28 protein-coding genes are annotated in these 21865 nt (G+C 69.7%); 22 read left to right on the plus strand and 6 right to left on the minus strand.

Annotated features, from left to right (window positions below):
• Positions 1-69: 69 nt before the first annotated feature.
• The 15 genes from FHX42_RS04445 (at position 70) to FHX42_RS04515 (ending at position 11570) form a co-directional block, all read left to right on the plus strand.
• Positions 70-1056 (plus strand): Bug family tripartite tricarboxylate transporter substrate binding protein, encoded by a 987-nt coding sequence (locus FHX42_RS04445; RefSeq protein ID WP_182542856.1) that lies wholly within the window; start codon positions 70-72, stop codon positions 1054-1056.
• A complete protein-coding gene (locus FHX42_RS04450; RefSeq protein ID WP_182542857.1) occupies positions 1053-1586 on the plus strand; it encodes a tripartite tricarboxylate transporter TctB family protein in 534 nt (177 codons plus the stop codon). The genes FHX42_RS04445 and FHX42_RS04450 overlap by 4 nt, the downstream gene beginning before the upstream one ends.
• Positions 1587-3086 carry a tripartite tricarboxylate transporter permease gene (locus FHX42_RS04455; RefSeq protein WP_182542858.1) on the plus strand — a complete coding sequence of 500 codons (1500 nt, stop codon included), beginning with the start codon at positions 1587-1589 and terminating at the stop codon, positions 3084-3086.
• Positions 3087-3281: 195 nt separating this feature from the next.
• Positions 3282-4292, plus strand: coding sequence for a type I glyceraldehyde-3-phosphate dehydrogenase (gene gap, locus FHX42_RS04460; RefSeq protein ID WP_182542859.1), 1011 nt, complete (start codon positions 3282-3284; stop codon positions 4290-4292).
• Between the two features lie 25 nt (positions 4293-4317).
• A complete protein-coding gene (locus tag FHX42_RS04465) occupies positions 4318-5520 on the plus strand; it encodes a phosphoglycerate kinase (protein WP_182542860.1) in 1203 nt (400 codons plus the stop codon).
• Between the two features lie 5 nt (positions 5521-5525).
• The gene (gene tpiA, locus FHX42_RS04470; protein ID WP_182542861.1) at positions 5526-6314 is read left to right on the plus strand and encodes a triose-phosphate isomerase; all 789 of its coding nucleotides are present in this window, start codon (positions 5526-5528) and stop codon (positions 6312-6314) included.
• Between the two features lie 73 nt (positions 6315-6387).
• Positions 6388-6624, plus strand: coding sequence for a preprotein translocase subunit SecG (secG, locus tag FHX42_RS04475; protein WP_182542862.1), 237 nt, complete (start codon positions 6388-6390; stop codon positions 6622-6624).
• A 59-nt stretch (positions 6625-6683) separates the two neighbouring features.
• Positions 6684-7025, plus strand: coding sequence for an RNA polymerase-binding protein RbpA (locus FHX42_RS04480; protein WP_182542863.1), 342 nt, complete (start codon positions 6684-6686; stop codon positions 7023-7025).
• Positions 7026-7179: 154 nt separating this feature from the next.
• Entirely contained in the window at positions 7180-7548 is a 369-nt protein-coding gene (locus tag FHX42_RS04485) for a DUF3054 domain-containing protein (protein ID WP_182542864.1), read from the plus strand.
• A 218-nt stretch (positions 7549-7766) separates the two neighbouring features.
• Entirely contained in the window at positions 7767-8000 is a 234-nt protein-coding gene (locus tag FHX42_RS04490; protein WP_182542865.1) for a HypC/HybG/HupF family hydrogenase formation chaperone, read from the plus strand.
• Positions 8001-8005: 5 nt separating this feature from the next.
• Entirely contained in the window at positions 8006-8161 is a 156-nt protein-coding gene (locus FHX42_RS04495; RefSeq protein WP_182542866.1) for a hypothetical protein, read from the plus strand.
• Positions 8158-8748 carry a Rieske (2Fe-2S) protein gene (locus FHX42_RS04500; RefSeq protein WP_182542867.1) on the plus strand — a complete coding sequence of 197 codons (591 nt, stop codon included), beginning with the start codon at positions 8158-8160 and terminating at the stop codon, positions 8746-8748. The genes FHX42_RS04495 and FHX42_RS04500 overlap by 4 nt, the downstream gene beginning before the upstream one ends.
• Positions 8749-9238: 490 nt before the next feature.
• On the plus strand, positions 9239-9478 hold the full coding sequence (locus FHX42_RS26280; protein WP_235986890.1) for a hydrogenase maturation nickel metallochaperone HypA: 240 nt from the start codon (positions 9239-9241) through the stop codon (positions 9476-9478).
• 86 nt (positions 9479-9564) lie between these two features.
• Positions 9565-10335, plus strand: a complete 771-nt coding sequence (gene hypB, locus FHX42_RS04510) for a hydrogenase nickel incorporation protein HypB (protein ID WP_182542868.1) — start codon at positions 9565-9567, stop codon at positions 10333-10335.
• Positions 10336-10550: 215 nt separating this feature from the next.
• Entirely contained in the window at positions 10551-11570 is a 1020-nt protein-coding gene (locus FHX42_RS04515) for a DUF418 domain-containing protein (RefSeq protein WP_182542869.1), read from the plus strand.
• Positions 11571-11637: 67 nt separating this feature from the next.
• On the opposite strand, the gene FHX42_RS04520 is transcribed toward FHX42_RS04515, so the two are convergent.
• Positions 11638-11928, minus strand: coding sequence for a hypothetical protein (locus tag FHX42_RS04520; protein ID WP_182542870.1), 291 nt, complete (start codon positions 11926-11928; stop codon positions 11638-11640).
• A 184-nt stretch (positions 11929-12112) separates the two neighbouring features.
• Between FHX42_RS04520 and FHX42_RS04525 the strand changes: the two genes are divergently transcribed.
• The 6 genes from FHX42_RS04525 to FHX42_RS04550 all read left to right on the plus strand — a co-directional run bounded on the left by FHX42_RS04525 (position 12113) and on the right by FHX42_RS04550 (position 16591).
• Complete coding sequence (locus tag FHX42_RS04525; protein WP_328795896.1) at positions 12113-12931, plus strand: helix-turn-helix domain-containing protein; 819 nt, start codon at positions 12113-12115, stop codon at positions 12929-12931.
• Complete coding sequence (locus FHX42_RS04530; RefSeq protein WP_182542871.1) at positions 12931-13101, plus strand: DUF397 domain-containing protein; 171 nt, start codon at positions 12931-12933, stop codon at positions 13099-13101. The genes FHX42_RS04525 and FHX42_RS04530 overlap by 1 nt, the downstream gene beginning before the upstream one ends.
• Before the next feature lie 127 nt (positions 13102-13228).
• Entirely contained in the window at positions 13229-13648 is a 420-nt protein-coding gene (locus tag FHX42_RS04535; protein WP_182543584.1) for a hypothetical protein, read from the plus strand.
• Between the two features lie 20 nt (positions 13649-13668).
• Positions 13669-14190 (plus strand): DUF3558 family protein, encoded by a 522-nt coding sequence (locus FHX42_RS04540; RefSeq protein ID WP_182543508.1) that lies wholly within the window; start codon positions 13669-13671, stop codon positions 14188-14190.
• Positions 14191-14199: 9 nt separating this feature from the next.
• Positions 14200-15711, plus strand: coding sequence for a PPE domain-containing protein (locus FHX42_RS26955; RefSeq protein ID WP_182542872.1), 1512 nt, complete (start codon positions 14200-14202; stop codon positions 15709-15711).
• Between the two features lie 58 nt (positions 15712-15769).
• Positions 15770-16591 carry an ESX secretion-associated protein EspG gene (locus tag FHX42_RS04550; RefSeq protein WP_182542873.1) on the plus strand — a complete coding sequence of 274 codons (822 nt, stop codon included), beginning with the start codon at positions 15770-15772 and terminating at the stop codon, positions 16589-16591.
• Positions 16592-16635: 44 nt separating this feature from the next.
• On the opposite strand, the gene hxlB is transcribed toward FHX42_RS04550, so the two are convergent.
• Genes hxlB through FHX42_RS04575 form a run of 5 tightly spaced genes read right to left on the minus strand, consistent with a single transcriptional unit; the run spans position 16636 to position 20886 of the window.
• Entirely contained in the window at positions 16636-17190 is a 555-nt protein-coding gene (hxlB, locus tag FHX42_RS04555) for a 6-phospho-3-hexuloisomerase (RefSeq protein WP_182542874.1), read from the minus strand.
• Entirely contained in the window at positions 17187-17822 is a 636-nt protein-coding gene (locus FHX42_RS04560) for an orotidine 5'-phosphate decarboxylase / HUMPS family protein (RefSeq protein WP_182542875.1), read from the minus strand. The genes hxlB and FHX42_RS04560 overlap by 4 nt, the downstream gene beginning before the upstream one ends.
• Positions 17800-18795: a sugar kinase gene (locus tag FHX42_RS04565; RefSeq protein WP_182542876.1), complete on the minus strand. Its 996-nt coding sequence runs from the start codon at positions 18793-18795 to the stop codon at positions 17800-17802. The genes FHX42_RS04560 and FHX42_RS04565 overlap by 23 nt, the downstream gene beginning before the upstream one ends.
• Positions 18788-19570, minus strand: a complete 783-nt coding sequence (locus FHX42_RS04570) for a fumarylacetoacetate hydrolase family protein (RefSeq protein WP_182542877.1) — start codon at positions 19568-19570, stop codon at positions 18788-18790. The genes FHX42_RS04565 and FHX42_RS04570 overlap by 8 nt, the downstream gene beginning before the upstream one ends.
• The gene (locus FHX42_RS04575; RefSeq protein ID WP_328795897.1) at positions 19567-20886 is read right to left on the minus strand and encodes an MFS transporter; all 1320 of its coding nucleotides are present in this window, start codon (positions 20884-20886) and stop codon (positions 19567-19569) included. The genes FHX42_RS04570 and FHX42_RS04575 overlap by 4 nt, the downstream gene beginning before the upstream one ends.
• 162 nt (positions 20887-21048) lie before the next feature.
• On the opposite strand from FHX42_RS04575, the gene FHX42_RS04580 reads away from it, so the two are divergent.
• Complete coding sequence (locus FHX42_RS04580; protein WP_328795898.1) at positions 21049-21837, plus strand: IclR family transcriptional regulator; 789 nt, start codon at positions 21049-21051, stop codon at positions 21835-21837.
• Positions 21838-21865 lie beyond the last annotated feature (28 nt).

Raw genomic sequence — 21865 nt, forward strand, 5'->3', positions numbered from 1 at the left:
CCCTGTGATCCACGTCCTGTGACGGACGGCTCCTCGGCTGTCCGACGAACGGCAACGCAGGGAAGGTTCATGAAAAAACGGCTGCTCACTACCCTGGTCGCGGTCCTGGGGGTGGTCATCGTGGGCGCGGCGACCGTCGACGCGCGCTCGACGGCCGAAAGCGGCACCGGGCCGCGGGACAAACTGCACCTCATCGCGCCGGCCTCGCCCGGCGGCGGATGGGACACCATGACCCGCGAGTTCCAGTCCGGGATCGACGCGCACGACCTGTCCAACACCACCGAAGTGCTCAACATCCCCGGCGCGGGCGGCACGATCGGCCTGACCCGCCTGGCGGGCATGACCGGCCGCGGCAACACGCTGATGGCCACCGGTGCCGTCATGATGGGCTCGATCGAGACCACCGAGTCGCGGGTCACCCTCGGCGACGTCACCCCCGTCGCGCGGCTGGCCGACGACTACGGCGTCGTGGTCGTACCGGCCGACTCGCCGTACCACTCGATCCGCGACCTCTTCGCCGCCTGGCGGGCCGACCCCGCCTCGGTCGTCGTCGGCGGCGGCTCCGCGGGAGGCACCGACCACCTGCTGACCGGAATGCTCATGGAGGCCGCCGGGGTGGAGACCGGCAAGCTCAACTACATCGCCTACGCCGGTGGCGGCGAGGTGACCGCGGGAATGCTCAACGGTGGTCTCGACGTCGGCGTCTCCAGCTACGCGGAGTTCGCCGGGCAGATCAAGTCCGGTGAGCTGCGGGCGCTGGGGCTGTCGGCACCCGAGCCGGTGCGCAGCATCGACGTGCCGACCTTCCGCGAGCAAGGAGTCGACGTGCAGCTGGCCAACTGGCGCGGGCTCGTCGCCCCTCCCGGACTCACCTCCGAGCAGCGCGCCGAACTGGTCGAGATCGCCCGGCAGGTGCACGACAGCTCGCAGTGGCAAGCCGCGCTGCGCCGCAACGGCTGGAAGGACACCTTCCGGACCGGCACCGAGTTCAAGCGGTTCGTCGACACCGAGTCCGAGCGCATCGCCAGGATCAGCACGAAGTTGGGACTGTCATGACCACCTCACCGGAAAGAGTCCGCACCGGGCGGGCCGAAACCACCCCCGGTGGCCGGGTCGAGCGCGGTGATCTGCTCGTCGCCGCGCTCGTCGCGGTGACCGGGACGCTCATGCTGCTGGCCACCGTCCGGATGGACGTGTCCTCCTCGGTCAGTTACCTCGGCCCGCGCTTCTTCCCCGGGCTGGTCGCGGTGCTGCTTATGGCGCTGGGAGCGGCGCTGGTCGTGCAGGTGCTCCTGCGCGCCCGCTCCACGGCGCGCGACACCGAGCAGACCACTGGCGAGGGCAGCGACCGGCGGGCGCTGGGCATCGTCCTGGCGACCCTGACCGCGCACCTGCTGCTGCTCGAGACCGCCGGCTGGATCATCGCCGGTGCACTGCTGTTCTGGGGCGTGTCCTACGCCCTCGGCGGCCGGAAGGTGCTCCGCGACCTGGGAGTGTCGTTCCTGGTCTCGGCGACCGTGCAGCTGGCCTTCTCGGCCGGGCTCGGCCTGACCCTGCCGCCCGGCGTGCTGGTGGGGGTGGTTTGAGTGGACACCTTCTCACTGCTCCTCGAAGGGTTCGGCGCGGCGCTGACGCCGATGAACCTGCTCTGGAGCCTCGTCGGGGTGGTGCTGGGCACCATCGTCGGGGTGCTGCCGGGGCTGGGCAGCGCGATGGCCATCGCGCTGCTCCTGCCGATCACCTTCCAGCTGGACCCCACCGGGGCCTTCATCATGTTCGCCGGCGTCTACTTCGGCGGGCAGTTCGGCGCGGCCACCACCGCGATCCTGCTCAACACCCCCGGCCAGAGCTCCTCGATGGCCACGGCGTTCGAGGGCTATCCGATGGCCGAGAACCGGCGGGCGCCCCAGGCGCTGGCCACGGCGGTGCTCGGCTCCTTCGTCGCGAGCATCGTCGCGGTCACGCTGGTGGTGTTCTTCTCCCCGTACATGGTGCAGCTGGCCGTGCAGTTCGGCCCGGCGGAGTACTTCGCGCTCGCGGTGCTGGCGTTCCTGGCGACCTCCGGCGTCGTTTCCGGCGACGTGCTGCGCGGGGTGACCGCGCTGGGGATCGGCCTGGCGCTGGCCCTGGTCGGCATCGACGAGCAGACCGGCACGGTGCGCTTCGCGTTCGGGGTCACCCAGCTGTTCGGCGGCGTCAGCATCGTCGTGGTCACCGTCGGCCTGCTGGCCGTCGGCGAAGTGCTGCACACGGCCGCGCGGTCGCGGAACGGGGCGGCCACCGAGACGATCGTCGCGGGACGGCCCTGGTTGAGCCGCCGTGACCTGTCGCGCTCCTGGCGCCCCTGGGTGCGCGGCACCGCACTCGGCGTCCCGTTCGGCGTGATTCCCGCCGGCGGCGCCGAGATCCCCACGTTCCTGTCCTACGCCGCGGAGAAGTCGCTGGCCCGGCGCCGCGGCAACAGCGAGTTCGGTCGCGGGGCCATCGAAGGCGTGGCGGGCCCGGAGGCGGCCAACAACGCGACCACGGCGACCTCCCTGGTGCCGCTGCTCAGCCTCGGCCTGCCCACCTCGGCAACGGCCGCGATCATGCTCGGTGCCTTCCAGCAGTACGGGATCCGGCCGGGTCCGCTGCTGTTCACCGAGCAGGCCGACCTCGTCTGGGCGCTGCTGGCCAGCCTGTTCATCGGCAGCGCGATCCTGCTGGTGCTGAACCTGCCGTTCGCGCCGGTGTGGGCGAAACTGCTGCGGATCCCGCGCAACTACCTGTACGCGGGCATCCTCGTCTTCGCGACCCTGGGCGTCTACACCGCGCGGACGTCGCTGTCCGACGTGGTGCTGCTCTACCTCGTCGGCGTGCTCGGGTTCCTGCTGCGCCGCTACGGCTTCCCGATCGCGCCGGTGCTGATCGGCGTCATCCTGGGGCCGCTGGCCGAGACCTCGCTGCGCCGGGCGATGGCCATGGGGCAGGGCGACGTCGGGGTGCTGTTCGGCAGTCCGTACTCGATCGGGCTGTACGCGATCATGGTCGTGGCCGTGGTGGTCATGACGGTCGGTCGACTCCGCAAGCGCCGCGTCGCCGCCTGAACGGGCGTCCGGACCCGTCCGCACCCGCATCCCCCCTCGTTCCGCGCGGGATGCGGGCGCGGACGAAAATTCGTCCGTTCGGCCCCGCTCCCGCCCGAGCGAGGGGATACGAGACAACGATAGGGTGCGAAACGAGTCCATCAACCGCTCACCCGCCGCGGCCCGCGGCCGGGTCAGTCACGAGGAGAGATCGGCGTGACAGTTCGCGTAGGTATCAACGGCTTCGGTCGAATCGGGCGGAACTTCTGGCGTGCGGTCGCCGCCAGCGAGCACGACATCGAGGTCGTCGCCGCGAACGACCTGGGCGATCTCCAGACCATGGCCCACCTGCTCAAGCACGACAGCGTACTCGGCCAGGTCAGCGAGGACGTGCAGGTCACCGACGATGGCATCAAGGTGGGCGGCAAGCTGCTGCGGATCCTGGCCGAGAAGGATCCGGGCAAGCTGCCGTGGTCGGACCTCGGGGTCGACGTGGTCCTGGAGTCCACCGGTTTCTTCACCAAGGCCGAGGACGCCCGCAAGCACGTGGACGAGGGCGGGGCCAAGAAGGTCCTCGTCTCCGCACCGGCCAAGGGTGAGGACCTGACCGTGGTGCTCGGCGTCAACGACGACCAGTACGACGGCTCGCAGACGGTGATCTCCAACGCCTCGTGCACCACCAACTGCCTGGCGCCGATGGCCAAGGTGCTCAACGACTCCTTCGGCATCGAGCAGGGCCTGATGACCACGGTGCACGCCTACACGGCGGACCAGAACCTCCAGGACGGTCCGCACAAGGACCTGCGCCGCGCCCGCGCCGCCGCCCTCAACGTGATCCCCACCAGCACCGGCGCGGCCAAGGCGATCGGCCTGGTGCTGCCCGAGCTCAACGGCAAGCTCGACGGCTACGCCATGCGCGTCCCGGTGCCGACCGGGTCGGTCACCGACCTGACCGCCACGCTCAACACCAGCGCCACGGCCGAGGAGATCAACGAGGCGTTCCGGGCCGCGGCGAGCGAGGGCAGGCTCAAGGGCGTGCTGCGCTACAGCGAGGACCCCATCGTCTCCAGCGACATCGTCAGCGACCCGGCCTCGACGATCCACGACGCACCGCTGACCAAGGTCATCGGCAACCAGGCCAAGGTCGTCGGTTGGTACGACAACGAGTGGGGCTACTCCAACCGGCTCGCCGACGTCGCGGCCCTGATCGGTTCCAAGCTTTCCTGATTCGGCGATCCACGGAGCTACAGGCGTGAAAAACCTCGACGATCTGCTGTCCGAGGGCGTTCGGGGTCGGTGCGTGCTCGTGCGCGCCGACCTCAACGTGCCGCTGGACGGCGAGACCATCACCGACGACGGTCGGGTGCGGGCGTCGCTGCCGACCGTGCGGAAGCTGACCACCGCCGGAGCACGTGTGGTGGTCACCGCTCATCTCGGCCGCCCGAAGGGCGCACCCGACCCCCAGTTCTCGCTGGCCCCGGTCGCCCGGCGGCTCGGCGAGCTGCTCGACACCGAGGTCGCGTTGGCCGGCGACGTCGTCGGCCCGTCGGCTCGCTCCGTGGTGGGCGAGCTGTCCGAGGGCTCGGTCGCCCTGCTGGAGAACGTGCGGTTCGACCCTCGTGAGACCAGCAAGGACGACGCCGAGCGCCGGGCACTGGCCGACGAGCTGGTCGCGCTGGTCGGTGACGACGCCGCGTTCGTCTCCGACGGATTCGGCGTCGTGCACCGCAAGCAGGCCTCTGTCTACGACGTCGCCCAGCGACTCGACGGCTTCGCCGGCGGGCTCGTGCTCTCCGAGGTCGACGTGCTGCGCACGCTGACCGGTGACCCCGAGCGCCCCTACGTCGTCGTCCTGGGCGGTTCGAAGGTCTCCGACAAGTTCGGCGTGATCCAGGCGCTGCTGCCGAAGGTCGACAAGCTCGTCATCGGCGGCGGCATGGCCTACACGTTCCTGGCCGCCCGCGGCTACGACGTGGGCGACTCGCTGCTGCAGCACGACCAGATCGAGGCCACCCGGCGCCTGCTCGACGAGCACGGGGGCAAGCTCGTGCTGCCGGTCGACGTCGTGGCCGCCGATCGCTTCGCCGCCGACGCGGAGACCAGGGTGGTCTCGACCGAGGCCATTCCGGCGGGGTGGCAGGGCCTGGACATCGGCCCGCGCAGCGTCGAGCTCTTCGCCGAGATCCTCGGCGGGGCGCGCACGGTGTTCTGGAACGGCCCCGCAGGGGTGTTCGAGTTCGCCGCCTTCGCCGAGGGCACCCGCGGTGTGGCCCGCGCCATCGTGGACTCCGACGCCTTCAGCGTCGTCGGTGGTGGTGACTCCGCCGCCGCGGTGCGGGCTCTCGGACTGCCCGAGGACGGCTTCTCCCACATCTCCACCGGCGGGGGTGCCTCGCTGGAGTTCCTCGAGGGCGCGGAACTCCCCGGTGTCGCTGTCCTGGAAGGGAAGGGCTGAACAACATGGCCAGGAAACCCCTGATCGCCGGCAACTGGAAGATGAACCTCAACCACCTCGAGGCCATCGCCCTGGTGCAGAAGGTCGCCTTCGCCCTGCCGGAGAAGTACTTCGACAAGGTCGAGGTGGCCGTGCTGCCGCCGTTCACCGACCTGCGCAGCGTGCAGACCCTCATCGACGGCGACAAGCTCTCGCTGGGCTACGGCGCCCAGGACGTCTCCGAGCACGACTCCGGTGCCTACACCGGGGACGTGTCGGCGCCGATGCTGGCCAAGCTGGGCTGCGGCTACGTCGTCGTGGGCCACTCCGAACGCCGCGAGTACCACGCCGAGACCGACGACGTGGTCAACCGCAAGGTCCGCGCGACCCTCAACCACGACATGACGCCGATCCTGTGCGTCGGTGAGTCGTTGGAGGTCCGCGAGGCCGGCGACCACGTCGAGCACTGCACCACGCAGCTGATCAACGGTCTCAAGGACCTCACTCCCGAGCAGGTCCGCCGCACCGTGGTGGCCTACGAGCCGGTCTGGGCGATCGGCACCGGCAAGGTAGCCACCGCGGCCGACGCCCAGGAGGTCTGCGACCGGGCCGTGCGGCGGGCCCTGGCCGACGAGTACGGCACGGAGGTCTCCGACGACGTGCGTATCCTCTACGGCGGGTCGGTGAAGTCCAGCAACATCGGCGAGATCGTCGGTCAGAACGACGTCGACGGCGCGCTGGTCGGTGGTGCCAGTCTCAACGGCGACGAGTTCGCCAAGCTCAGCGCCATGGCCGCGGGCGGACCACTGCCTTGATGCGGACGGCGGTCCACGCGGTGTCGACCGACCGGTACGCTGTGTCGCGAATCGCCGAACGAACGAGGACGGTATGACACTTTTCCTGCAGATCATGTTGCTCGTCACGAGCGTGCTGCTGGTGCTGCTGGTGCTGCTGCACCGGGCCAAGGGCGGCGGCCTCTCCTCGCTGTTCGGCGGCGGTATGCAGTCCAGTCTCGCGGGCTCCAGCGTGGCGGAGAAGAACCTCGACCGGATGACGTTCTTCGTCATCGCGTTGTGGGTCATCTCCATCATCGGCAGTGGGTTGCTGGTCTCGTTGAGCAGCTGAGGCCGTCGCTCGTGAGCGGATCGCAGGCAGAACCGGGCAGGTCGGCGGGGTGAGGACGGATGACTGGCGGTAACGCGATTCGAGGTAAGCGCATCGGTGCGGGTCCGACGGGTGAGGGGGAGCGGGGCCACTCCGCTCCACGCAAGCAGGTGGACTACTGGTGCGGCAACGGTCACCACGTGCGGCCGTCGTTCGCGCACGACGCCGAGGTCCCGCAGCAGTGGAGCTGTCCGCGCTGCGGGCTCCCGGCGGGGCAGGACGCCGAGCACCCTCCTGAGCCGCGGCGCACCGAGCCGCACAAAACTCATCTGGAGTACGTCAAGGAGCGCCGCAGCGACTCCGACGGCGTGGCGCTGCTGGACGAGGCCCTCACCAGGTTGAGGGGCAACCGCGGGCGCTGAGGCGTCCCCGGTGCCACGGTGATTTTCCCGGTTTCGCGCGAAACCGGGAAACCCGCGCCGCGGCGCCGCTGTCACCGCGCCCGCCGTGGGAGCTGGATCACGGTGGAACCGTGTCCACCTCCCCACCTTCGGCGATCCGCCTAGACTGTTCCGCATGCGCTGGTTGTGGGCCCTGATCGCTGATCTCGTCGTGGTGCTGTTGTTCGTGCTCATCGGGCGTGGCAGCCACGAGGAGGGCAACGCGCTGGTAGGGGTCGTGGCGACCTTGTGGCCGTTCGCCGTGGGCACTCTCGTGGGGTGGTTGGTCGGAAGAGGGCCGCGGCACCCGGTCTCGGTGGTCCCGACGGGGCTGGTGGTGTGGGTGGCCACGGTCGTGATCGGCATGGTGCTGCGGTGGGCCACCGGCTCGGGGACCCCTGTCTCGTTCATCGTGGTCACCTCCGTGTTCCTCGGGGTGTTCATGCTGGGGTGGCGCGCGGTCGCCCTCGCGGTGCGGCGGTTTCGACGGGTGCGCCAGGGCTGAGTCGGTCCCCTGATCAGGGGGCATCTCCCGGGCCGAGTTGTAGGGCCGGGGGCGCGGACTTAGCTTGATGGTCGCTGCATCCCCCCGCGCACGAGGAAGTGACCGCGATGACGCCCCCTGCCGTGGACCGGCTTTTCCGGCGCCGTGACGAGCCGTCGCGGCACGCGCTCGCCGACAGCCGAGACGGTGGCCGCGGCACTCGAACCGGAGGTGACCGCATGAGTGACGTGCCGCTGCCGGACCCCGCCGGACACGCCTGCTCCGCCGGAACCTGCGTGATCTGCTCCGACGAGGCGGTCAAGGTCACCGTCGTCCGACTGCTCGACGACCGGACCGCCGTCGTGGACACCGGCTCCGCCCACGAGGAGGTCGGCGTCGCGCTCGTGCCCGCCCAGCGCGGCGAGACCATCCTCGTGCACGCGGGTGAAGCCATCGCGGTCGTCAGGGGGTGAACACGGTGGACGACACCCGCCGCGGTCCGAGCACCGTCACCGCCGGGGACGAGGACGGCCGGGCGGCCGAGGCGGACAGCGTCGACCACCTGTCCGTGGTCCCGTCCGAGCCGTACCGCGCGCTGTGGGGACCGACGCTGCGTGACCTGGCGGTGGGATGACCCGAAACGGCGATGTGGGCGCGATGGACCCGGGGGTCCGCGAGCTCCTCGACAAGATCGAGGCGGCCGGCGTGCCGGAGACCAGGCGGACGGCCGAAGACCTGGTCCGAACCGTGGGCGAGTGCTACGGCGAGGGCCTGGGCAGGATAGTGGGAATCCTGCGCGGGAGGGGAGAGGTCGGCGGCGAGCTGCTGCGGTGGCTCGCCGCCGACGACCTCGTCGGCGGTCTGCTGGCGGTCCACGGGCTGCACCCGAACGCGAGGGCCTGTTGGATGGACGTCCGGGCGGCGCGCACGCTCGGTCCCGGAGAACTCATGTCGGTGTGGGCGGAGTACGACTCGGTGCTGGTGTGCAACGCTTCCGGCGAGTTGTACGCCTACCGCGACCGGTGCCCGGCCTGCACCGCCGCGCTCGCCGAGGCCGACCTCGACGGTGCGGTGCTGACCTGCCCGGGGTGTCAGGAGCCCTACGACGTCCGGGCCGCCGGTGGTGGCGTGCTGGATCCCCACGCGCAGCTGGATCCGCTGCCGCTGCGGTCGGACGGCACGACGGTGTGGGTCGCGGTACCCGTGGAGATCGCTTCGTGACACGATCGAGTTACATCGTCGGAGCCGTCGGGACGGATCGGGATTTCGGCGTGCTGGCCGGTGCCGCCAAGGCCATACTGGTCGAAGTCGCGTCACGTGGGTGGGATTCGGGAACGATTTCCTGAGCGCTTCCCGCTCATGCGCAGGATTCGTGGAATTCGTGGACGCCGGAAGCGCGGTCACGAGAGGCGAATCGGTGCGTCGGAAAATCGTTGTTCGTTTTCTCCCGTGGAGGTTTTTCGTGTTCCGTCGATTCTTCCTCGTTTCGGCCGTGGTCGGCCTCGGCATCGTCGTGGTCCGTGCGATCGGTGCGGACGCCAAGCGCCCCGCCAGGGCCGGCGGGATGTGAGCATCGCCCACGTGCATCGGGCACTCCCGGCGAAGCGATCGAGGTGTTGGGCGCGTTCGAGCCGTGGGAGTGCGGGGTCTTCGGCCGAGTGGGGGCCACTGTCGGGGATCCGTTGGGAAAGACCCCTGGGGAGGGGAGGCCGTGCACGAGTCGGGCATCACGCGGAGCGCGGTGGAGGCGCTGCTCGATGCGGGCGAGCAGTCGCGGACCACCCGCCCGGAGTCGGAGGTCGATGAGCTCTCCGGCGTGGTGCCCGACTCGGTACGGTTCTGCTTCGGCCTCGTCGTCGAGGGCGCGGCGCTGGACGGCGCCCCCTCGACGTCGCCGAGCCGTCCGGGCGGTGTCGGGAGTGCGGATCCGAGTTCGAGTTGGCGGACCTGATCGCGCTGTGCGCCTGCGGCCGGCGTCGACGCGTCGGAGCCGGCCGGGCGCGAGCTGCGGGTGAGATCGGTGGAGGTGACACGGGAATGTGCAGCACGTATGGATGTTCCGAGAGCGCGGGGGTTCGAGTGATCGACCCCGCGAGACCGGACGGGCACCGGCGCGATCACGAGCACGACCGCGAGGAGACGGCGGAGCGGACCCGCACGCTCCTGCTGGAGCAGGAGGTGCTGGCCAAGAACGACGTGCGCGCCGACCGCAATCGCCGGTGGCTGGCCGAACGCGAGATCCTCGCGCTGAACCTGATGAGTTCGCCGGGTGCGGGCAAGACGACGCTGCTGGAGCGCACGCTGCGCGAGTCCGAATCGGAGCTGCCGCTGTCGGTGATCGAGGGTGATCAGGAGACCCTGCTGGACACCGACCGGCTGCGGGCGGCGGGATGCTCGGTCGTGCAGATCAACACCGGTGCGGGGTGTCACCTCGACGCGGACATGCTCGCGGGCGGTCTGAGCTCGCTGGACCCGCCACGACACTCGGTGGTGCTCGTCGAGAACGTCGGCAACCTCGTCTGCCCGGCCCTGTTCGACCTGGGTGAGCACGACAAGGTCGTCATAGCCTCGGTGACCGAGGGCGAGAACAAGCCGCTGAAGTACCCGAACATGTTCCGCGCCACCGACCTGGTGCTGCTGAACAAGGTGGACCTGCTGCCGCACCTGGACTACGACATCGGGTTGTTCACCCGGTACGCCAAGCGCATCAATCCCGAGATCCGGGTGCTGCCGGTCTCGGCGAAGACCGGCCGGGGAATGCTCGCCTGGTACGACTGGTTGCACCTGAACATCCCCGTCGCCGCGTAGCGGCATCGCGGAGGGAGTGGGCGGCCCTCGGCCGAATGGATGAGGGCACGGTCGAAAGATCGTCCTCGAAGTCGAGGGATGCGGGTCGTTCAGCCGTCCCGTGCGGCCGGCTCCCGGTAGCATCCTGGCCCCGTGAGCAAACGAAGTCCTCTTCCCGAATTTCCCACCCCGGGCTTTCCCGGACGTCCGTGTGCACCGGAGACGGGCACGGCGTCATGACGACGACGGAAGTTTCGCGACCAGGGGCCGATGACACCGACCGCACGCCCGGCTCCGGTCGCCGCATCGGTGCGCTGGACGCCCTGAGGGGTCTGGCCCTGTGCGGGATCATCTTCGTCAACATCCCGCCGGTCATGCACATGTCGGGGACCGTCGACATGGAGGTGCTGCCCGTCCGGCACGTGCTGGACATGACGGTCCAGCAGCGCTTCTTCCCGATCTTCGCCCTGCTGTTCGGCGTCGGTTTCGGCATCTTCCTGCAACGGGCCGGGACCCGTTCCGAGCGCCCCCGGCTGCTGCTCGGCCGCAGGTTGCTCGCCCTGGCCGTGTTCGGAGCGCTGCACCACCTGCTGCAGCCGGGCGAGGCACTGCTGGTCTACGCGCTCATCGGCCTGGTTTTCCTGCTGCCGTTGAGCTGGGCGCCCAGGTGGGCGAACCTGCTGATCGCCGTGATGCTCCTCCTCGCGGGACTGACCGTGGCCAGTGGCGGTATCGCGCTCAACCCCGGGCTGCTCGTGCTCGGTTTCGCCGCCGCCCAGTACCACCTCCCGGAGAAGCTGCACCGAAGTGGGAAGCCGATCCTCGCGGTGTTCGCGGCTTCGGTCGCACTCTCGGTGGTCACGCTGGTCTGGCAGGAGCAGGATCCGCTGTCGGCCGGGTTCACCACGTCGTCGTCCCTGGCCGGGCTCTGCATGGCCACCGCCTACGCGAGCGGGTTCCTCCTGCTTCTTCCGACAGCGGTGGGTCGTGTGCTGTCCGGGACACTGCGCCCGCTCGGGCGGATGGCGCTGACCAACTACGTGACGGCGACGTTGCTGTTCATCCCGCTCGGACACCTTCTCGGGCTCCACGAGTCGACCGCGTGGGGCACGGAACTCGCCTTGGCCACCGGCATCCTCGTCCTCCAGGCGGTGTGGAGTCGTGTCTGGCTCGCGTACTTCAGCTACGGGCCGATGGAGTGGCTCTGGCGCTGCATCACGTGGTGGCGGATCGTGCCGCTGAAACCCCGGCCTTAACAGCACCGTCCCGCGCGGGGGTTCACAACTTGGGGAGAGTTGTGGACCCCCACAGCGGTGTGACTGGTTATGCCCAGATGAGGTGGAGGGTGGGGTGGGCGCGGGCGAGGCGCTTGTGGGCGGTGGTGGCGTCGCGGAATCCGGTGTGGATGCTGCCGCCGGTTCCGATGAGGTCGGTGTGGTCGTCGTGGGCGATGCCCCAGTAGGCGACGACGCCGTCCTGGTACTCGCCGATCTCCTGGCACAGCGCGAAGACGGCCGGGGCGTTCTCGGTGACCATGTCCTGCAGCTCGGCCAGGAACTCCTCCCGCGTGGCCCAGGGGCGCCACTCGGATGCGGTGGTGTCGGTGTCGGTCATTGTCCCTCCTCGGGTCGGTGACTGCGATCACTCGCAACATAGCTGTAAATCTTTATGGATTGCCATAACCCGATCGGGTGGTGTACGCACTGAGCTACAGGTTCGATACACACTGTCCTTGGACGTGTGGAACAGGAGGCGGACTGTGGCTGATCGAAGTGACCCCTCGGCGTTGCGCTGGCTCGTGGGTGTCGAGCTGCGCAACTACCGGCTGCGCGCGGGTGAGACCAGTGCTGCGGCGGCGAAGGCACTCGGATGCTCGCCAGGCAAGATCACGCATTTGGAAACCGGCCGGTATTTCCCGCAGCCGGAGGAGATCGCAGCCCTGCTGGAGTTCTACGACGCGCCACGTTGGGACGTTGACCGACTGTCCTCACTGGCTGGCCGAGCCGATAACAAGACCTGGTGGGCACCCTGGACCGACGTGCTGCCGGACTGGCTCAAGACGTTCGTCGGATTGGAAGGGATCGCCAGCAGCGAGTTCATCTACATACCGCTGATCCTGCCCGGCCTGTTGCAGACCCCTGAGTATGCCGCTGCACTGACAGCGGCCAGCGTCCGTGTTCGCCCCGATCACAACGAGCGTCTGGTGAGTCTTCGCCTGGCACGTCAGCAGCGCTTGATCGAGGAGAGTCCGCTGGGTCTTGTCGCCGTTGTCGAGGAATCGGTTCTCGATCGCCCGGTCGGGACGGGCGGGGTGATGCGGCAACAGATGGAGCATCTGCTGGAAGTGGTGGACAGGTCCCACGTGGAGCTTCGTGTGCTGCCGACCTCCGTGGGGCCGCATGCCGCGTTGAGCGGGGGCTTCATGCTGCTGCACTTCGTGGAGGCGCAGTCCATCGGGTACGTGGAAATTCCGGACGGTGCCGTGTACGTCCAGGATCAGGACCAAGTGACTGCTTACATCCGTTCGAGTGAACGACTACTGTCGGTCGCGCTGTCGTCGGCGGACTCGGTGAAGGCGATCGAGGAACGCCTTGCCGTGTACTCGGAGGGTTCTTGATGGTGGGTGAGTGGCGTAAATCGAGCTACAGCGACAATGGCGCGAACTGCGTCGAGGTGGCGTTCGTGGCTGGCGGGGTGGCCCTGCGGGACTCGAAGGAGCCGGACGGGCCCGTGTTGCGTGTGGACCGTCAGCGCTGGTCGGTGTTCCTGCATCGGCTGAACGGGTGAGACCCGGGTCACATTACGGTTGTGTTGATTCTTGTGACTGTGCTGCCGCGCTTCTTATACAGTGATCGCTGCTGACCGGGTCGGGGGCCGGTCGAGGGGATCACGTCCGGACCGCGAGGGGGCAGCAGTGACCGACCCGAACGCAGAATCCGCAGGCTTCACGGGAGCGAGCGCCGCGCTGGGCGCTATCAGGACCGAGAACCAGCGGTTCCAGCAGCAGATCTCGGCGGGTCAGCTGAGCATGGACCCGGAGTCGGCCGAGGACGCGGCCAAGGTCTACGAGGAAGAGGCCGGAGAGGTCGACGACTTGGTCGAAACTGCTGGCAGGCTTCAGCAGGTGCCGGGGCTGGGGGACTACCCCTCGGGGCAGCAGCTGGCGGCCAAATTCGGCCAGAAGGCCCGCAACGGGTCAACGGGTGCGGCCGATTTGCTGGGGCAGCTTGCCGACGAGATGCGGCGCAAGGCTGATCTGTTTCGGCAGGCGGTCAAGAACTACCATGTCACCGACGAGCAGACTGCCCAGGACTTCAAGAGGGGTGCGGAGTGAGCGTGTGGTCGAGGTCGCTGGTGGCGGCTGCTGCCGGTGTGGCACTGGTGGGTGTGGCCGGATGCGGAACAGGTGGGATCGCGGGCGATACCTCGCCCGAGACGACGAGCGCGTCGTCATCCAAGGATGATTTGGCTAGTGTGCAGCCCTGCCAGATGCTTCCACCGGAAACGCTCGAATCTTTCGGTCTTGAAGTGACTGGCGAACCTAGGAATGAACTTCCTTGGCAGCCAGGCTGCGATTTCGATGGTAAACCTATCTCGGCTACTTTGATTAAGAACACGCGCCAGACGGTTTCCTCGGCGGAGAAAAAGACTGTGTGGGCGAAGTTCGAGCGTATCCAAGTGAATGGTCGTTCTGGGGCGCAGGCGATTACACAGGGAACGACGAAGGCGCGGCTCTGCAATGTGATGTTCAACGCTGGGAAGGGGACTATCCAGGTGCAGGCCCATGAGATCAGTCCCCCCGACGACATCGACGAGTGCGCTAAGGCGTTGGAGATCGCGAAGAAGATCGAGCCGAACGTTCCGGATCCGGCGTGAGGGGGAGCCATGGGATTTGGTGATTTCCTGGAGAGCCAGCTGAGTCCGGTGGGTGATGCCGTTGTCGGTGCTGTCGGTACCGCGGCCAGCTCCACCGTCGACTTCGTCGGTGACGCCGCCGGGGTGGTGCGCGACGACGTCGGCAGCCTGCTCGGTTTCGACACGCGCGCGGAGAACGCGCAGCAGGAGCAGGCCGCCGCTGCCAAGAAGGAGGGCCAGCAGCAGCGGGAGGACCTGGCCGCGGAGAACCAGCGGTTGGACGCTCCGGCCGGTTACGATCCCGCCTCGCTGACTCAGCAGGAGAACTGGCAGTCCTACGACCACCGCCACATCTACGACACCAACCAGAACACGCTGAAGGAGTCCGACGCGGCAGCGGTGGGCGACGCTTGGAAGAACATCGGTGACGAGCTGGGCACGATCGGTGATCGCCTGAAGCAGCGGGCCTCCAAGGCGATCACCAGCGGCTGGTCCGGTCAGGCCGCGGACGCGGCCAACCAGTCCTCCGAACCGCTGGCGGACTGGATGCGGGGCAGCGGAGAGTGCTTCAAGCTGACCGGCAACAAGATCAAGGAGGCGGCCTCGGCGGCCGGGCAGAGCAAGGCGATGGTGCCGCCGCCGCAGGACCACGACATCAGTCAGTCATTCGTGGCCGGCCTCGCCGGAGGCCCGACCGGGGTCGTGAAGGACGGCGTCGGGCAGATGCACGAGCGCCAGCAGGAGGAGCGCAAGGCCCAGGAGACCATGGGCCGGGTGCTGGGGACGACCTACAAGGACGTGGACTCCACGGTCCCGGCCTACAGGAAGCTCGACGGCAAGCCGGCGGATCCGCCGGCGCAGCCGCCTCCGCCCGAGCCGCCGGGGGTCCCGCCCGCGCGGCCTCCGGGGTACACCGGCGATGGCTCCGGCGGCGTGAACTCGAACGGCGGCAGCGCTCCGAACGGCGGTGGTGGCCCGAACGGCGACGGATCGGGTGACAACCGCTCGGCGAGCCCGAACGGCCCGGGTGGCCGGGACGGGGGCGCCAACGGCAGGACCCCGCAGGACCCGAGGTACCCGTCCGGGCCGGGCGGGACGTCGCAGGGACCGGCCGGCAGCGAGTCGGCCTGGACGTCCGGGGTGTCGGGCGGACCGGGCGGCGCCGGTGGTGCCGGCGTCGGTGGTGCTGCTGGGGGCGCTGCCGGAGGTGTCGCGGGGCGCGGCGCCGGAGGTGGTGGCGCCGGTGGCGGCTACGCGGCCGGTGGGATGCCGGGCGGCACGCCGGGGAGCGGCTCCAACCAGCTGGGCCAGGGCGGCCGGTCCGGTACGGCACCGGTCAAGGGCACCCCGTCGACGCCGAGCACGTCGTCCACGAGCAGCACCACGTCGGGTCGCGGTGGTGGCCGGATGCCGATGGGCGGCATGGGCGGCCAGAACCAGGGCGGCGCGGACGAGGAGCACGAGCGCGAGTCCTGGCTGGTCGAAGACGACGACGTCTGGCTCAACGACATGCCCAAGACCGCCCCGCCGGTCTTCGAGTGACACGACACCACGTGCGGGCGCGGAAGGGACGCGCCCGCACCGGACAAGGGGAGAAGCGTTGGCCGTCTCGGGCCGCTGGCAGCTGCACCCGCTGCATCTGTACTTCGTGCACGGTTACCTCGGGTTGGACGACCTGGCGTTGCCGCTCGAAGCTCCGCCCTACGGCCACACGCGGCAGCAGTACGGCGAGGTCGGCAAGCGCGAGTACGGCACCATGCGGGCTCAGGGCCTCATCGTCGACGACGAGGTCGAGCCCGGGCTGGCCCGTGCGCTGACGGTGCTGTGCAAGCCCTACCTGTGGGTGGACTCGCTGTGGTTTCCCGAGGCCGGGCAGGAACCCATGTGGCGCGCGGTCGCGGCGGTCACGGAGGGCAACCGGATCGTCCTCGGCGTCCAGCCGCCCGGCGAGACCGACCGCTACGGTGGCGCGCTGACCATCGAGCTGCACGAGCGGGCGACCCTGTCGCAGGTGCTGCTGCCGACGCTGCCCCCGGCCCCGCCGGGTAGCAAGGGACCGGTGAAGGTCCCCGCCGGTTCCTTCCCCCGCGAGGAGTCCGAAGAGGACACCTCGCCGCAGAGCGTCCTGCAACCGGCGACGGCGAGACGCGGCAGCAGCGGGGACCGTCAGCTGGCGACTTACCAGGCCATCGGAGCCGCCGAGCACGTGCGGGCGGGGCAGCTCGCCGCGAACATGCGCGACCGCACCGGCCGCGTGAACCGCTCCCAGGTGGTGCGCTGGTTCGACAACGCCGAACCGGACGGGCGCTACCTCGACCACAACGAGCGCGGTGACACCGGCGAGCGCATGTACGGGCTCACACCCGCCGACGCCCACGTCCTGGGCACCAAGATCGAGGAACTCGTCACCACCGTCCGGTGAGCCGGTTCCGGCTGTCGGCTACGACCGGAACCGGCCGGCAACGATTATTCGGTGGTGACGTGCGCGCGGCTGGCGGCGGTGTTGTCGATGCCGCGACGCTGGGCGAGGTCCAGGCAGACGGCGTCGAAGACCAGGTGCGTCACCTGGTCGAACAGGCTCGACAGCGGTTGCACTGTACTCGTCTCACCGTCCCGCCGGTGCTTGGTCGCGGCGGGGACGCACAGCACGCGCTCGGCGGATCGGGCGAGGGGTGAGTCCTCGTCGGTGGTCACGGCGAGGACGCGGGCGTGCGCGCGGGTGGCTTCCTCGGCGGTGCGCACGGTCCCGGAGGTCGTGCCCGAACCGGATATCGCGACGAGCGTGTCCCCCGCGGACAGCGCCGGTGCGGTCGCTTCGCCGACGACGTGGACGTCCCACCCGAGGTGGACCAGGCGCATCGCGAAGGCGCTGGCCATGAAACCGGACCGTCCGGCGCCGGTGACGAGGACCCTGCCGGACTCGGCCAGGTGGGTGACGAACTCCTCGATGTGGGCGCGGTCGACGCGGGCGAGCACGCCGGAGATCTCGGCCTGGATGGTGTCGAGGGCGTCCTTGGTCATGCTGTGCTCCGTGTGCTCGTGGTGGACATGCGCCGGGCTGCTGCGGCGGGGTCGGGTGCGGTGGTGATCGCCGAGCCCACGATGACGCGCAGTTGCGCGGCCGGGGCGTCGGCGAGGGAGGTGAGGCCGGATTCCGTGATCCCCCCGGCCACGGCCACCCGGCGACCGCGTACCCAGTCCCCGAGGATCGCACCGGGACCGTCGCCGGTGGACTGGGCGTCCTTGCCGACGTGCGCGGCGAAGATCACGTCCGGGGGGAGCTTTCGCAGCAGCTGGTCGCGTCGCGAGGCCGACGTCGCCAGGAGGTCGAGCAGGACCTCGGCGTTCGCGTCGTGAGCGAGTGCGGCGCAGCGCTCGACGGTCTGATCGGTCGCGGTCGCCAGGACGGTGGCCGCCCGCGCCCCGTGCTCGAAGGCCATGCCGAACTCGGTCGCGGCGTCGTCGGCGGTCTTGAGGTCGGCGAGCACCGGAGTGCTCCCCGCGGCGGCGACGGTCTCGGCGACGCTGGTCATGCCGTATCGCTTGATCAGCGAGGTGCCGACCTCGATCCAGTCGGCGTGGGGGGCCACCGTGGCGGCGACCCGTGTCGCCGCACCCAGTTCGATGCGGTCAAGCGCTACTTGTAGTTGCACGTCCTGCTCCGTTGGCTTGTCGTGCTGTCTCGCCCTCGGCGAGCACGGTGTCGAGGTGGACGCGCGAGGGCAACCCGTCCATGTCGCCCTCGCTGGTGGTGGTGATGGCGCCGACCGCGCAGGCGCGGCGCAGGGCCCGTTGCTGCTCGACTCCTTCCAGCCGGGCGCTGATCCACCCCGCCGCGAAGCCGTCACCGGCCCCGACGGTGTCGACAGCGCGCACCGGGAAGGCCGGTGCCCGCAGGGTCCCGTCTCGCGAGCGCAGGAGGGCGCCATCGGTACCGAGCTTGACCACGACCTGCGAGACCCCGCGGTCGAGGTAGAAGTCCGCGATCCGCTCGGCGCTGGTCGCGCCGGTGAGGGTTCGTCCCTCGGCGAGCCCGGGAAGCACCCAGTCCGCCCGCGCGGCCAGGTCGTTGACCACGGTCGTCATCTCGGAGCTGTCCCGCCACAGCGAGGGACGCAGGTTGGGGTCGAACGAGACCGTGGCTCCGGCGGCGCGGGCGGTCGCGATCGCGCGGAACGTGAAGTCGCGGGTCTCCGCGCTCAGCGCGGGAAAGATCCCGGTCACGTGCAGGTGTCGCGCCGCCCCGATGACCTCGTGGGCGGAGGGGGACCACCCGAGGCTCGACGCGGCCGAACCGCGCCGGAAGTACACGACCGTGGGGTCGCCGCTGTGGACGCGGTTCTTGAGCTGGAACCCGGTCGGCGCCGACGGTTCGGTCCGGAGCGCGGAAACGTCGACGCCCTCGCCCGCGAGGGTCTCGCGCGCCCGCGTGCCGAACGGGTCGGGTCCGACCTGGCCCAGGTAGCCGACCCGGTGGCCCAGCCGGGCCAGCCCGACCGCGACGTTCATCTCGGCTCCGGCCAGGCGCTGCTCGAAGTGGTCGACCTCGGACAGCGGCCGGTGATCGGTGGCGACGAACATCGCCATGATCTCACCGAACGTGACGACATCCGGTGCTTCAGGCATGGTCGACCTCCCGGTCAGTGGCGTCCTCGGCGGCGACGACCGGGTTGGTCAGCGCGCCGATCCCGGCGACCGCGGCGGTGACGACGTCCCCCGGGGCGATCGCGCCGAAGGTCGAGGGAGCCCCGGTCAGGACGACGTCTCCCGGGCGGAGCTCGACGAGCGTGGACAGGTAGGACACCGACTCGGTGACGCTTCGCGCGAGGTCGGCGGTCGAGCCTTCGGCGATCGTCGCACCGTTGCGGGTCAGGGTGATCGCCGCGTCGGTGGGGTCGGCCTCGGTCTCGATCCACGGGCCGAGCGGGGTGAAGCCCCGTCGGCTCTTGGCCTCGGTCCAGCGGGGATCGTCCTGCTGGGCCCGCCGCGCGGTGATGTCGAGGGAGACGGTCAGGCCCAACAGCTCGACGTCGCGGGGTCGCACCCGCCACAGGGGTGCTCCGACCACGGCGGCGACCTCGGCCTCGGCGTCCACCCGGCCGATGTCCGCCGGAATCGGTATCGCCTCGCCCGGCCCCGACACGCTGGCCGCGGCCTTGAGGAACGCCCGAGGTGGGGTGGCCCGGTCGCCCGGTCCCGTGTTGCGGGCCATCCCGAACACCGTGGACGGCCGGACGGGGGCGAGCAATTCCTCGGGTGTCCCGGACTCCTCCGGGGTCGTGCGGCAGGCGCGTGCCACGTCACCGGGGGTGAGGGCGTCGTCGGCGACCGGGTGCAGCCGTTGTCCGGCCAGGACGCCGGCGCTGGTCCGCCCGTCCTCGCGGTAGCGCACGACCCTCACGAGACGTTCCCCTCCCGGGTCGTCGCGGTGTCCGCTTCGTCCTCGGGAGGAGCTGCGTAGGAGCCGGACCCGACGAAGGGGATGATCAGCGCGGCCAGCACGACGGTGACCGCCATCAGCACGAACGAGGCGGCGTTCGACCCGGTCGCGCTGTTGAGCCAGCCGACGATGAAGGCCCCGACGAAGCCGCCGACCGAACCGGCCGCGTTGACCAGCGCGATCCCGGCTCCGGCGAAGTTGCTGGGCAGTGACTCCGAGACGTAGGCGAAGTAGGGACCGTACGGCGCGTACATGGCACCACCGGCCAGCACCAGCAGACCGAACGCGAGCCAGAAGTTGTCGGGACCGAGCAGGTAGGACAGGTAGAAGGCGACACCGCCGGACAACAGCCACGGCCACACGTAGCGCGGGCGGCTCGCGGCGCGGTCGGAGGCCCGGGAGTTGAGCACCATGAGCACGGACGCCACGGCGAACGGGACGGCCGAGAGCAGGCCGGTCATCCCGATGCCCTGCCCGGTTCCGGCGCGCACGATGCTGGGCAGCCAGAACACCAGCCCGTACACGCCGACGCTCCACAGCAGGTACTGCACGGACAGCAGCACGACCGGCCGCGACCGGAGCGCCTCCATGTACGAACCGGCCGGGGTGTAGCCCGCGCGCTCCCGGTCCAGCTCGGCGACCACGTTGTCCTTTTCGGACTTATTGAGCCACTTCGCCTGGGTGGGGTGGTCGGAGACCAGGGCGCGGAACACGAACGCCCACAGGATCGCGGGCAGTCCCTCCAGGATGAACATCTCTCGCCAGCTGGTGAGCTCGATGATGTATCCGGACACGGCGTTGAGCCACATGACCGTGATCGGGTTGCCCAGGATCAGGATGGCGTTGGCGCTGCCCCGCTCGCGCTTGGTGAACCAGCGGCCCAGGAACACGACCATGGCGGGCAGGACGGCCGCCTCCACGGAACCGAGCAGGAAGCGCACCACGATCAGCAGCACCGCGCTGCTGAGCAGGCCCTGAACGGTGGCGAGGGCTCCCCACGCGAGGGTGCACCAGAAGATCAGCCCGCGTACGCTGCGCCGCTCCGCGTAGATCGTGCCGGGAATCTGGAACAGGGTGTAGCCGAGGAAGAACGAGGCGCCGATCAGCGAGGACATCGCACCGCTGATGTCGAGGTCGGCTCGCATGCCGCCGGCGACGGCGATCGAGAAGTTGGACCGGTCGAGGTAGGCCAGCGAGTAGGTCACGAACGCGACCGGAAGCAGGCGCATCCAGCGCTGCCTGCCCAGTGCGGCGGGGGTGGGTGGTGCTGATGTCACGGTGCTCTCTTTGCAGGTTTTCCGCGATGCGGGAAGCTTTTCAGTGTTACGGAACACTAGAATGTTCTTGGGGTGCAGTCAACAGGTGGCGGTACCATGTCCCCGACGTCGAAGCGGCGATCCTCGTCGTGAAGGAGGGGTCGCGGAGGAGGGGGAGGTACGGTGCCGGAAGAGCGGGGAGGACCACGTTCTCGGGAGCCGCAGAGCGGCGACATGGTCGGCAAGGCGCTGCGCCTGCTGACCCTGCTCGGTGACGCGCCCCGGGGCATGACCCTGTCCGAGCTGGCGCGCCAGGCCGGTTACCCGATCAGCACGACGCATCGGCTGCTGTCGTCCATCGCCCGGGAGGAGTTCGCCGTTCTCGACGACGAGCGGCGCTGGAACCTCGGGCTGCGCATGTTCGAGCTGGGCCAGCGCGTGCTGCACGCGCGAGGGTTCGCCGGGGTCGCCACTCCGGTCCTGCAGCGGATCACCCGGCAAACCGGCGAGTCCACCCTGATGTCGGTGCTGGAGCACGAACAGCAGCTGTACGTGCACTACGTCGAGGGGACTCATCAGGTCCGGATCACCGGCGAGCCGGGCAGGCGCGGCCCGCTGCACTGCACGGCCATGGGCAAGTGCCTGATCGCGTTCGCGCCGCGGGACCGGCGGGAGCAACTGCTGAACGAACTCGAACTGCCGCCCGTGGGGGCGAAGACGATCACCGATCGGGAGCGGTTCCGCGCCGAGGTCGAGGAGGTGCGTCGCCGGGGCTACGCGATCGCCGACGAGGAGCACGAGGAGGGGATCCGCGCGATCGGTGTCCCGGTCCTGGATCCCGGCGGTATCGCCGTCGCCAGCATCTCCGCGGCCGCTCCCGCTTTCCGCAGTTCGATCGAGACGATGCACACCTACTTCGAGCCGCTGCAGCAGGGCGCGAAGGAACTGGCCGTCGGTCTGCCGAATCGCTAGGCGAGGGGCTCCCCGGTGCCGGAGGTCG

Source organism: Halosaccharopolyspora lacisalsi, from assembly GCF_014137975.1.
Classification (GTDB): domain Bacteria; phylum Actinomycetota; class Actinomycetes; order Mycobacteriales; family Pseudonocardiaceae; genus Halosaccharopolyspora; species Halosaccharopolyspora lacisalsi.

Coding starts and splice junctions, on each gene's coding strand:
- secG (WP_182542862.1), top strand. CDS start 6,388: ATGACACTTTTCCTGCAGATCATGTTGCTCGTCACGAGCGTGCTGCTG.
- FHX42_RS04445 (WP_182542856.1), top strand. CDS start 70: ATGAAAAAACGGCTGCTCACTACCCTGGTCGCGGTCCTGGGGGTGGTC.
- FHX42_RS04500 (WP_182542867.1), top strand. CDS start 8,158: ATGACCCGAAACGGCGATGTGGGCGCGATGGACCCGGGGGTCCGCGAG.
- FHX42_RS26955 (WP_182542872.1), top strand. CDS start 14,200: ATGGGATTTGGTGATTTCCTGGAGAGCCAGCTGAGTCCGGTGGGTGAT.
- FHX42_RS04490 (WP_182542865.1), top strand. CDS start 7,767: ATGAGTGACGTGCCGCTGCCGGACCCCGCCGGACACGCCTGCTCCGCC.
- FHX42_RS04520 (WP_182542870.1), bottom strand. CDS start 11,928: ATGACCGACACCGACACCACCGCATCCGAGTGGCGCCCCTGGGCCACG.
- hxlB (WP_182542874.1), bottom strand. CDS start 17,190: ATGACCAAGGACGCCCTCGACACCATCCAGGCCGAGATCTCCGGCGTG.
- FHX42_RS04485 (WP_182542864.1), top strand. CDS start 7,180: ATGCGCTGGTTGTGGGCCCTGATCGCTGATCTCGTCGTGGTGCTGTTG.
- FHX42_RS04450 (WP_182542857.1), top strand. CDS start 1,053: ATGACCACCTCACCGGAAAGAGTCCGCACCGGGCGGGCCGAAACCACC.
- FHX42_RS04515 (WP_182542869.1), top strand. CDS start 10,551: ATGACGACGACGGAAGTTTCGCGACCAGGGGCCGATGACACCGACCGC.
- tpiA (WP_182542861.1), top strand. CDS start 5,526: ATGGCCAGGAAACCCCTGATCGCCGGCAACTGGAAGATGAACCTCAAC.
- FHX42_RS04530 (WP_182542871.1), top strand. CDS start 12,931: ATGGTGGGTGAGTGGCGTAAATCGAGCTACAGCGACAATGGCGCGAAC.
- hypB (WP_182542868.1), top strand. CDS start 9,565: ATGTGCAGCACGTATGGATGTTCCGAGAGCGCGGGGGTTCGAGTGATC.
- FHX42_RS04480 (WP_182542863.1), top strand. CDS start 6,684: ATGACTGGCGGTAACGCGATTCGAGGTAAGCGCATCGGTGCGGGTCCG.
- FHX42_RS04565 (WP_182542876.1), bottom strand. CDS start 18,795: ATGCCTGAAGCACCGGATGTCGTCACGTTCGGTGAGATCATGGCGATG.